General features: G+C 70.7%; 8 protein-coding genes and 1 pseudogene. 4 read left to right on the forward strand and 5 right to left on the reverse strand.

The genetic code is table 11. The features are described 5' to 3' along the window. Positions 1 to 370 precede the first annotated feature (370 nt). Together JWR81_RS22380 and JWR81_RS22385 are read left to right on the forward strand one after the other, a co-directional pair. On the forward strand, positions 371 to 895 hold the full coding sequence (locus JWR81_RS22380) for a nitroreductase family protein (protein WP_297656444.1): 525 nt from the start codon (positions 371 to 373) through the stop codon (positions 893 to 895). Positions 896 to 1,116: 221 nt separating this feature from the next. Then, positions 1,117 to 1,917, forward strand: a complete 801-nt coding sequence (locus JWR81_RS22385) for an aldo/keto reductase (protein WP_297656447.1) — start codon at positions 1,117 to 1,119, stop codon at positions 1,915 to 1,917. A gap of 171 nt (positions 1,918 to 2,088) precedes the next feature. Here the strand turns inward: JWR81_RS22385 and JWR81_RS22390 are convergent, their stop codons facing one another. Then, the gene (locus JWR81_RS22390; RefSeq protein WP_297656450.1) at positions 2,089 to 2,541 is read right to left on the reverse strand and encodes a PPOX class F420-dependent oxidoreductase; all 453 of its coding nucleotides are present in this window, start codon (positions 2,539 to 2,541) and stop codon (positions 2,089 to 2,091) included. Positions 2,542 to 3,458: 917 nt separating this feature from the next. Between JWR81_RS22390 and JWR81_RS22395 the strand changes: the two genes are divergently transcribed. Further along, a complete protein-coding gene (locus JWR81_RS22395; RefSeq protein WP_297656453.1) occupies positions 3,459 to 3,764 on the forward strand; it encodes a transglycosylase family protein in 306 nt (101 codons plus the stop codon). A 440-nt stretch (positions 3,765 to 4,204) separates the two neighbouring features. On the opposite strand, the gene JWR81_RS22400 is transcribed toward JWR81_RS22395, so the two are convergent. Beyond that, complete coding sequence (locus tag JWR81_RS22400; protein WP_297656456.1) at positions 4,205 to 5,038, reverse strand: class II glutamine amidotransferase; 834 nt, start codon at positions 5,036 to 5,038, stop codon at positions 4,205 to 4,207. Between the two features lie 634 nt (positions 5,039 to 5,672). On the opposite strand from JWR81_RS22400, the gene JWR81_RS22405 reads away from it, so the two are divergent. Continuing rightward, positions 5,673 to 6,818, forward strand: coding sequence for a glutathione-independent formaldehyde dehydrogenase (locus tag JWR81_RS22405; RefSeq protein WP_297656459.1), 1,146 nt, complete (start codon positions 5,673 to 5,675; stop codon positions 6,816 to 6,818). A gap of 48 nt (positions 6,819 to 6,866) precedes the next feature. Here the strand turns inward: JWR81_RS22405 and JWR81_RS22410 are convergent, their stop codons facing one another. The 3 genes and pseudogenes from JWR81_RS22410 to JWR81_RS22420 form a co-directional block, all read right to left on the reverse strand. Next, positions 6,867 to 8,108, reverse strand: coding sequence for a cytochrome P450 (locus JWR81_RS22410; RefSeq protein WP_297656462.1), 1,242 nt, complete (start codon positions 8,106 to 8,108; stop codon positions 6,867 to 6,869). 108 nt (positions 8,109 to 8,216) lie between these two features. Beyond that, the gene (locus JWR81_RS22415) at positions 8,217 to 9,182 is read right to left on the reverse strand and encodes an AraC family transcriptional regulator (protein WP_297656465.1); all 966 of its coding nucleotides are present in this window, start codon (positions 9,180 to 9,182) and stop codon (positions 8,217 to 8,219) included. A gap of 1,340 nt (positions 9,183 to 10,522) precedes the next feature. Further along, a pseudogene (locus JWR81_RS22420) lies at positions 10,523 to 11,113 on the reverse strand (AMP-binding protein); the annotation flags it as partial.

Consider the following 11,113-nt stretch of genomic DNA (forward strand, 5'->3'; position numbering starts at 1 on the left):
AACTCACGGATGTGGACAGCCGGGTCCACGAACTCCGTTGTGCCGCCGGGCGAGGTGGCCGGCGGGGCGGACGAGCAGAGCGCCTGACTGATGGATCTCACCGAGCAGAGTGACCGGATGGTGATCGATGCAGGAGTGATTTCGGTCTTCGACGTCCTGGCCTTCGGTCGGTTGACGACAACGGTCAGCGGGCACGGGGAACGGCAAGCATGAATGGACCATGGCGCAGGTTGGATGAGGTCAAGATTGCCGATGGCTTCGCACCACGCGATGGCGCCTCATGCACGCCGGGGACCAGAGGCGCCGACGGTCCCGCGAAAGGGGGCGCACGCAGCGGCCGTGAGCCTGGTTCCTGCGTACGTTGGAGGACGTGGAGACGTGGGACGCGATCAGATCTCGGCGGAACGTCCGTGTGTACGAGGACCGACCGATCCCGAGAGAGGATCTGGTGCGGATCCTGGAAGCCGGCCGCCGCGCTCCGTCCTCGCAGAACTGGCAGCCCTGGGACTTCGTCGTCGTCACCGACAGGGAGCAGCTCCGGCAGCTCGCCGGCGTATGGCAGGGCGCGACACACGTGGCGGCGTCCGCCGCGACGATCGCCCTCATCGCGCCGCAGCCCGAGGACGCCCGCCAGCGTGACTGGATCCACTACGACTTCGGTCAGGCGACGATGAACATGATGGTCACCGCGACGGACCTCGGCATCGGCAGCGGCCATTCGGCGGTGGCCGACCAGGACCTCGCCCGCCGGCTCCTCGGCAACCCGGAGCCGACGTGGTGCCAGAGCCTGATCGCGCTCGGCTATCCCGCGGACCGGCCGCTGACCCCGATCCTGCGGCCGAACCGCCGGCCGTTCGACGACGTCGTCCACTGGGGGCGCTGGTCGCGGGGATGAGGGCGGGGTACGCATGCCACCCCCGGGCATCGGTGGACCTCTGATCGTCGATCTTCGTTGGGAATCATGATCGACCGGGGCGAGCTGGAGGGTCCGGCGGTCGCCGGCCATCGGGAGAACACCGTCGGGGACGAGGTCCCGCACATCGACGAACGGGTCGCCCGCGGTACTGACCGGTGACCCGAGGTTTGGCGACGGGGGCGGCACGGGACCCTGTGCGGATGGAGATTCGGCGGCTCGGCCCGGAGGGCACGGAGGTGCCGGTCATCGGCCTGGGGACCTGGCGCCGGCTGGAGGCGGCGGCGACCCGCGGCGAGCACGTCGCGGTCGTGACCCGTGCCCTCGACGCCGGGGTGCGGTTCTTCGACTCGTCGCCCATGTACGGCCGAGCCGAGGAGCTGCTCGCCGAGGCCCTGGGCGACCGGCGGAGCGAGGCGGTCGTCGCGACCAAGATCTGGACGACCTCGCTCGCGGAGGGACGGCAGCAGCTCGCCCGCGCCCTGCGCCTCTACGGCGGTCATGTCGAGCTGATGCAGATCCACAACCTGGTGGCATGGCGCGAGCACCTGCCGCTGCTGCTGGCGGCGCGGGAGGACGGTCTGATCGACCGGATCGGGGCGACGCACTACGCGGTGATCCGCGAGCTGGAGGCCGTGATGCGCACCGGCCGGATCGACGCCGTCCAGATCCCGTACAACCCGCGACAGCGCGAGGCCGAGCAGCGCATCCTGCCGCTGGCCGCCGACCTCGGCCTCGGCGTCGTCGTCATGCGTCCCTTCGGCGAGGGTGAGCTCCTCGACCTCGACATCGGCGAGGCCCAGCTCGCGCCGCTGCGCCCGTTCGGCGTCCGCACCTGGGCGCAGGCGCTGCTCAAGTGGGGGCTGAGCGATCCGAGGTGCACCGTCGCCATCCCGGCGACGTCGCGCCCGCCGCGGATCGACGAGAACGTCGTGGCGGGGGAGCCTCCCTGGTTCGGCCCCGACGAGCGGGAGCTCGTCCACCGGCTGGCACTGTCCGCCTGACGGCGGCGGGGCCACGCGCCCCGGCCGACCCAGCGCCCGTGCGACGTCGTGCCCTCTGCAGGGGTGAACACGACGACGTCCGCCGCGCTCACCCGGCTGCCGTGAGCTGCTCGTGCAGCAGTCCACGGGGCGTCCCGGGCCGGATCCTTCAGCCGGTGGACGACGCGCCCGTCATGCTTCACCGGCGGTGACGCCGCCGATGTCGGTGACGTTGTCCTCCGACGCGATGTTGTCCGGGGTGATCCGGACCGCCATCATCCCGTCGACGCTGTTGAACCGGGCGTACTCCTCGGCCTTGTCCGAGCCCATGTAGCGCCGCGCGATCCGGGTCGCCGTGATGAGCACCGCGTGCGAGTCCTCGATGACGGTGGCACGGCCCTCGATCATCACGAACGCAAAGGGCGGGCGGTCGTCATCGATGCACGCGGCAACCCGGGGGTCGCGGCGGATCGCGCGGCCCTTCACCGACTTCTGCGCGGTCGTGAACAGCAGGTCGTCCCCGTCGAGGACGAACCAGACCGGCACCACGTGCGGCCTGCCGTCTCGGCGCAGGGTCGCCAGCTTGGCGGTGCGGGTGCCTTCGGTGAGGAAACGGATGTACTCGGCGGTGGTCATCTCGGACATGTCGTCTCCGTCGTCTCCATGAGTGAGAAGTCCGACCCTGGCCCGCGATACGCCGCGTGACCGCCCCGCGCCGCCTGGGGGACTCCGATGACCTACGCCGCACTCAGTGCGCACGCAGGTCGTCGGTATCCACGACTCTCGCGAGTCGGACGGCCCGCGGGCGCCGACCCGCGATGACGAACTCCCTCACCACTATTGGCGCGCCCAGACCGAGGTGGTCCCACCGCCGCGGTCTCCTGCTCCCTGGTCGGGCAGAGCGGCCGTGCGAGGACACGGGGTCCACACCCGAACACCCGAACACCCGAACACCCGCCGGCCCGCCGCGCGATCGTGCGCTTCCGCGAGAACGGGCGAATGGCGCACGGCTCATCGGTGAGGACCGAATCACGGTATACGGCTACATCCGATCGGCCGTACCGGCGCCGTGGTCTGCGTCACGTCCTCGAGCGGCAGGAGTCAAGAGGATGTGACGTGGGTGACAATTGCTGCGATTGTATCGTTTTCCTTCGCCGTGATCGAAACGAGATACTGACCGTCTGACCTGCGGATGGGACGTGTGTGAACGGCGACCAACGCAGGCGGGTGACGGCGGTCATGTCCCGATCATGGCACTCACGGCCTCGGCATTACGTAGTCTCAATAACTGGTTGGCCCGGTACGGGTCGATCGGAAAAGCATCCGGACCGCTGCGCCTGACCCTGTTCCGCGGTTTCGGTCCGTAGACAAAAAAGAGGGAACAGGGACGAGGAAGTACCGGCCGGCGTTATCCCCAAACGCTGGCTGGGCAAAGTTTCGGCATCAGCTCCCCAAGCTGCTGAGTAACCCGATCTGTGCAGGAATCTTCTCGACGGCGCAGATGGAGCAGACTCCCCATGACTTCTCGACGCTCGATTTTCTCTGGTCGTAATCTGCTGGGCATGGCTCTGGCCGGCGCCATTGCGGTCGGCGGTCCGCTCGCCGTTGCCGGCACCGCGAATGCTGCCCCCGCCTCGACGTGGGACAGGCTGGCCCAGTGCGAGAGCAGTGGTAACTGGAGCATCAACACCGGCAACGGATTCTCCGGCGGCCTGCAGTTCACCCCCTCGACGTGGGCGGCTTTCGGTGGCCAGGGCGCACCGGAGAACGCCACCCGCGAGCAGCAGATCGCCGTCGCCGAGAGGGTGCAGGCCGCGCAGGGCTGGAACGCCTGGCCGTCGTGCGCGCGCCAGCTCGGCCTGATCTGAGGGCCCGGACGCCCCGATCTTCGGGGCGGCGTCAGTTTGTTCCGCCCCCGGATTCCGGAAGACCCCCGTTGGCGGAACGACCCGTTCGACCTCGGGCAGTGCCTGATCTCGTCGGGAAGACCGCCGCTCCCGGGAACGACTCGGCCCGGATCTGACTCACGCTGGGGCCCGGCCGGTGCAAGCAACCGGTCGGGCCTCGCGTGCGTGGCTCGACCGATCTCGGCGACAGCGACGGCGAGGGCTGCCGGGTTCGGGAACGGACAGAACTGCGATGGGCCTCCTGCCGGGTCGCGGTCCGAGCTCGGCAGCCCGAAGCACACCCGCCCCTGCACACCCGCCCCGGGCCGGTCGACGCTTCGGAACAGACACGAGCGGCCGGTCGGTCCGGGAGCCAGGCCCTGTCGCCCCGCGTGAGGAGCGGAGCCCAGCCCGTTGCTGCGCTATCGCGGGGGTTGCGGGCGGAAGGACGTATCGAGATCGGGCCCGTCCTGCACGACCAGGGCCGTGGACGGGGGGATCTCCTGCCACAGCCCGGGCAGGTCGATCAGCGGTTCCGAGACCACGACGCGAGCGTCCTGCGAGAGGTGCCGGAACCGCTCGTCCTCCGGATAGAGCAGCCGTAGGTCCTGGACGGAGGAGCTCACGAACAGCGTGTTGGCGACCGGTCCGCTCGCGTACCGCACCGCGTAGATCCGCTCGCCGTCGCTCAGACCGATGGTCATCTGCAGCGGGTGCTCGACACCGATCCGGTACCCGGCGGCCTCGACGAACCCCGCCATCCGCTCCAGGCCGCCCAGTGGGTCCTCGGCCAGGCCGAACGTCAGCGCCAGATAGAACATCACCTCCGAGTCCGTGGAACCCCCGATCCCGGTGAACAGCCCCGGGTCCACCGTCAGCAGGAGGTCGCGGCGGAGTCGCGGATACTCGGCGATGAAGCCGTTGTGCACGAACAACCAGCTGCCGTGGCGGAACGGATGGCAGTTGGTCTGCTGTACGGGTGTGCCGGTCGCGGCGCGGACGTGCGCCAGGAAGAGAGGCGAGCGTATCTGCGAGCTCAGCTCGCGCAGGTTGCTGTCGCCCCAGGCCGGCGACGCGCTCCGGAACAGGCCCGGGCTCTGGTGGAGGCCGTACCAGCCCAGGCCGAACCCGTCGCCGTTGGCGATGGCCGCGTCCGGGGTCGCCCGACGGCTCTGCTCGATCAGTGACCGGCTCGGCTCGTAGAGCAGCTCCTCCGGCCGAACCGGATTGCCCGAGTACGCCAACCAGCGGCACATGCCAGCTCCTCACCCGTGTCCGCCCCGGCTCACTGTCCCACCGCGGACGGCATCCGGGCGATCGGAACGGATGCGACCGCGCCGGCTCGCCGGGGCGATCGTCGACGCGGATGCGGAGGAGTTTCCCGTGGCACGCGAACGGCGCGATCACACCGCTGCGATTGTTCGCGTGGTAGGACCGAGGCGGCACTGAGGGGCCTGGGGGGCGTCGTCCATCCAGCCGCCCGCACTCGGCCATGACCTGCGCCGACAAGGTGTGAACCAACCCGGTGACCGTGGAGACCGTTATCAACCGGTGACCTCGTCTTGCGCCCGCCAGGGTCAACCCTCGACGCCGGATGTGACCCGGCGGGCGGAAGCGCAACCGTCCCCTCCGGACGAAACCTTGAGCCGTCGGATTACCGCAACAGCGGGCGACCGATCGGAGGTCGATCGCATGAGCGTGCTCTGACGTCCTGCTCGAGCGGACCGTCAGAACCAGCGCGTGATCATGCGGGCTCTGTCCTTGTCGGTCCGCCGGTGCCGGTGTCCTGAGCACCGGTGGACAGCCCATGGACGTGGAGCCGCGCACACCCGCACGAACTCTCCGACGCGACTCGGCAGCAAGATCTGAGCAGGAAGGACCGGAGGACCAATGAAGGCAGTCGTGTACCACGGACCGCGCGACGTCCGTGTGGACAACATCCCGGACCCGAAGATCGAGAAGCCGACAGACGCCATCGTGCGCATCACCAGCACGAACATCTGCGGCTCGGATCTGCACATGTACGAGGGCCGAACCAGCTTCGAGCCCGGAAGGGTGTTCGGCCACGAGAACCTCGGCGAGGTGGTCGAGGTCGGCAGTGCCGTGGAGAAGGTGAAGGCCGGCGACATGGTCTCCGCGCCGTTCAACGTCAGCTGCGGGCACTGCAGCAACTGCGAACACGGCCTGACCAACTACTGCGAGCGCGCCAACGCACCCGGCATCGCCGGCGCCGCCTACGGGTTCGCCGACATGGGCCCCTGGCAGGGCGGACAGGCCGAGTACCTGCGCGTGCCGTGGGCCGACTTCGACGCCCTGCGGCTGCCCGAGGACGCCCGCGAACGGCAGAACGACTACGTCATGCTCTCGGACATCTTCCCCACCGGGTGGCACTCCACCGAGATGGCCGGCCTGTACCCCGGCGACACCGTGGTCATCTACGGCGGCGGCCCGGTCGGCCTCATGGCCGCGCTGTCCGCCGTCCAGAAGAGCGCGTCGAAGATCATGGTCGTCGACCGCCACCCGGACAGGCTCCGCCTGGCCGAGGAGATCGGTGCCATCACGATCGACGACTCGAAGGTCGACCCGGTCCAGGCCGTGATGGACGAGACCAACGGCACGGGTGCCGACTGCGGCTGCGAGTGCGTCGGCTACCAGGCGCACGACCCGCAGGGGCACGAGCACAACAACGCCACTCTGGACAGGCTGGTCCAGTCGGTGAAGTTCACCGGACGGATCGGCACCGTGGGTGTCTACGTCCCGGTGGACCCGAACGCTCCCGACGACCTGGAGAAGGAGGGCAGGGTCCCGTTCGACTTCGGGCTGCACTGGTTCAAGGGCCAGTCGATGGGCACCGGCCAGTGCCCGGTGAAGCGGTACAACCGCAACCTGCGGAGCCTGATCGCGCAGGACAAGTGCAAGCCGTCCTGGATCGTGTCCCACGAGCTGCCACTGGAGCGCGCCCCCGAGGCCTACAAGAACTTCGACGCCCGGAACGAGGGCTGGACGAAGGTCGTCCTCAAGCCACAGATGCAGTGACGTGACCGCGCCGGAGGGCCCGGGCTTCGGCCCGGGCCCTCCTTGCGATCAGCAGGTGACGTGGAGCGACTCCAGCCCGCGGAAGAAGTAGCTGGCGATGTACGTCGGTTCGTAGCCCTCCGCCAGCCGCAGCCCGGGCAGGCGCTGCATCAGGTGCTCCAGCGCGACGCGGATCTCGGCGCGGGCCATCGGGGCCCCCGGGCAGACGTGCAGCCCCCGGCCGAACGCGAGGTGGTCGCGGACGTTCGGGCGGTCCAGGTCGACGGCGTCCGGGTTCGGGAACACGGTCTCGTCCCGGTTGCCCGACCCGAACAGCAGGAGCAGCGGTGTCCCGGCCGGGAGCGGCGTGCCGCCCAGCTCGGTGTCGCGGGTGGTGATCCGGAACAGGCCGCGGTGCGGGGCGTCGCGGCGCAGCACCTCCTCGGTGGCCTTCGGGATCATCTTCACCGGGTCGGCCAGCACGCGCTCGCGGATCGACGGGTCCTGCAGCACGGCCAGCATCGTCGAGGTGATGGCGTCGCGGGTGGTGTCGAAGCCCGCCACGCGCGCCGCGCCGCGCACGATGCACTGCGTGTAGTCGTCGGGCAGGCCGGGGAAGCCGTTCGCGCCGTGGACGAGGTCGGAGATCAGATCCTCGCGCGGGTGGGCGCGGCGGTCGTCGATCAGGGCCTGCAGGTAGCGCGTGTACTCGCCCATGCGCTCGGCCGAGGCCAGGTGCTGTTCGACGGGGGCGAGGACGTTCCACAGCGTGTTCTGATCGTCGGTCCAGATCTGGATCTGCGCGGTGTCCTCGGGGGGGAAGCCGATGATCGCGCTGATCACCGTCTGCACGAACGGGATCGCGTAGTCGCCGACCAGGTCCGCGCCCTCGGCGGGGAACGCGTCGATGAGCGCGTCGGCCGTGGCGTGCATCGTGGGCAGCATCGCCCGGACCCGCGCGCCGGTGAACCCGGCGTCGAACACCCGGCGGATCGGGGTGTGCTCGGGCTCGTCCTCGTTGACCACCGCGCTCGTCTCGGGGACGTTGCCGCGGCGCAGCACCTCGACGACCTCGGGGGCGTTCGAGTAGATCTTCGGCACGGCCGGTGCGGAGGAGTAGGTGGCCGGGTCGTCGATGACGGTCCGGAGATCCTCGTACCGGGTCACCATGTACGCACCGAGCGTCGGGCTCATCTGCAGCGGACGGGCGCGGGCGGCCCGGTAGAACAGGTGCGGATCCTCGCGGTGCGGTGAGACGAGCGGGTTGAAGTCGAACGCGGCTTCACCGGCGGGCGCTTCGGTCGTGGTCACAGCGGCGTCTCCTTCGACGGCTCGGGTGGCGCGCCGACGGTAGATGTGGGCCGGATCACGGTCGATCCGCTGGGCGCACTCGGCCGATCCGATGAACGCACCCGGGCGTCAGCCGGACTCCCGGAGCGTCCGGGACGGCGGGTGGCCGTAGCGCTCGCGGTAGGCCGCGGCGAACCGGCCGAGGTGGGTGAACCCCCACGACCCCGCGATGTCGGCGACCGAGCAGCGGGCGGCATCGGCGACCTGGAGCTCCAGGTGGGCGCGGGTGAGCCGCACCTGCCGCAGGTACGCCATCGGAGCGACGCCGACGTGGCGGGCGAATCCGGCCTGCAGGCCGCGCGTGGTCAGGCCGACCCGCCGGGCCAGGTCGGTCACGGTCCAGTGGTGCTCGGGCTCGGTCTCCAGCAGCTCGACGGCCTCGCGGATCGTCGCCGGCCGGGGCGACGCCGGTCGGCGGGCGAGGAGGTCGCGGTAGGGATGGTCCGCCGCGTGCAGGAACCCGGCGATCACGCTGCGCGCGAGGGGACGCGCCACCACGGGGCGTCCCAGCGGGCCGTCCGGGTCCTGGGCGAGGTCGACGAGCGCGCGGGCGAGGCCCCACCACTGGCGGCCCGCGCCGCTGCGGAGGTCCAGGCTCGCGCCGAACGGGACGGTCGAGCGGATGCGCCGGTCCGTGAGCTCCTCCAGCGTCTCCTCCAGCGCACTGCGCTCGATCTTCAGGCCGAAGAGGCGCCCGCCGCCCGCCCAGCCGTGCAGCCGGGTGCGGCCGTCGGGCCGGTAGACCGCCGCGACGCCCGGACCGGCGCAGACGTCGGCGTGGCCGGTCCAGGTGCGCAGGTGCCCGTCCAGGGGGACGTTGATCTCGTAGCCGGTCTCCAGCTCGCCGGTCTCGAGGCGCACCTCCCCGGCGTAGCCGAGCAGCCCGGCCGACACGGCGCCGAGGGTCGCCGCCGACAGCGACATCGCGAACGCCTCGGGGTCGTGGAGGACGACCATCCGGTGCGGGAAGTAGACGCGAGCACACTCCTGCCGCGCCACGGCCTGGTCCGTGGTCGTGATCGAGATGCTCGGCATAGTCGCCTCCGCGTGCTCCTCGACCCACCTTCCCGGGTCGTGCCGCGAGGTCAACGACGTCGTTCGGGCGTGCCGAACGACGCGATATCCGGTCCCCGCTTCCGGAGGCGGGGACCGGGTACCGGGTCGTCGCGCCGTCGGTCCGTCACGCCGTCGGCTGTGTGCCCGTCACCAGGCTCGATGCCCACCCGGTCGGCCCTGGACGATCTGGTGGCGTCCGGTCCGGGCGGGTCGCTCGGGCAGCGCGTGGGCCCCTGCCGACGGCAGTGCCGGCGCGGACGCGCAGGGCACGGCGGGCGCGCGGCGGATCTGACGGACCACGGCCGCGCCCGTCGTGGGTGGCGCGGCGTAGGCCTGGATGGGGATGGGAGCCGTCAGCGGATCACGACGGAACTCGCTCAGCGGGTCGGCCCGGGGTGCGTGCCGTCCGTCGGGGGCGGGGTTCGGCGCCTCGGTCTCGTGCCGCCGGCCGCGCCACTCCCCGACGGTCAGCGAATGGAAGATGGGGGTCTCCGCGGCGATCTCCGTGTGACTCGCGTGCCGTCCCGGGAACGGTCCGGTGTCCTCGACACCCGGAGACCGGCCGATCCACCACCGAGTCGCCTCACCGTTCGGAACGCTGTCGACAACGGACACGAGATGTACCTCCGCGATGCTCCTCAAGGGCTTTGATGCGCCGGGCGGATAGTGCCACCGCCCCCGGTCGTGAGGACATCTCCGGCACGCCTTCCACCCACATCGGTGTCACCTGATCGTGCGCAGGACCGGGCGCGGTCGTCACCGCCCTCCCGGCCGGGTGGTCCCGGAGGGGTGAGATCACGCGCATCGATGCAACGGTGAGTGATGACATCACCGACCGGGGCCCCGGTGGACGTCGGAAACGCCGCGCTCGCCCTCCGCGTTGCTCCGGTCAGGGGTTCCGGAGCGATGGGGCTCGTCGATGCAGGCGTCGGCGTCCGCGACGTCCGACTCCGCCCCCGTCGGACGTCGTGAGCCCCACCCGTCGCGGGCACCGCTGCTGCGGCGGGCGAGGCCCTCGTGCGTTCGACCTGCACTCCTTCCCGCTCCGGCCGCAGGGCCGGTGGCGGGCGCGGCGCGATACCGTCGGGTCGAGCCCGTCCGACCGGGCCGGTTGCGGGCTCCGCGTATCCGTGACCGCGCGGTCGGCACGGCTGTCCTGTGGCCCTCCGTAGTGGGGGGTCCCATGACGTGGTGGCGCGGTGCCCCTTGTGGGCGTCAATCACACGGGTGTCATTCGACGCACCGTAGCCGAGCCTCGCCGCTGCTAGGCCACTCCGGTCACGGCGGGGCCCATCAGCCGAGCCGACTCCGGCGGCCGGTCACCGGGTCGGCCGCTCGCTGAGCACGACATCTCCGAGGCTGCCGCCGCCGGTTGCATCGTCGGGCGGATCGAGTGCAGGCGCTGGGCCCGCGAAGGCGGCACGCAACGCTGCCTTGTCGATCTTGCCGACCGGAGTCTTGGCGAGGGCGTCGACGAACACGACCGCTCGCGGCTTCTTGTAGCGGGCCAGCCGCTCGGCACAGAAGTCGACGAGGTCGGACTCGGTCGCCACGGCGTCCGGCCGAAGGGCGACCACCGCCAGCACGGTCTCACCCCAGGTGTCGTCGGGGACGCCGACGACCGCGGCCTCCGCGACCGCCGGATGCGCGTAGAGGACGTCCTCGACCTCGCGCGGGTAGACGTTCGCCCCACCCGTGATGATCATGTCGTGCTTGCGGTCGACGATGTACAGGTAGCCGTCCTCGTCGCGGATCGCGATGTCGCCGGTGTGCAGCCAGCCGGCCTTCACGGCCAGCTCGCTCGCCTCCGGGAGGCCCCAGTAGCCGGACATCACGTTCGCACCGCGCAGCAGCAGCTCACCGCGCTCACCGGGCGGACACTCCTGCTCGACGGTTCCGATCCGCACCTC

The sequence above is a fragment of the Pseudonocardia sp. genome, from assembly GCF_025965585.1.
GTDB lineage: Bacteria > Actinomycetota > Actinomycetes > Mycobacteriales > Pseudonocardiaceae > Pseudonocardia.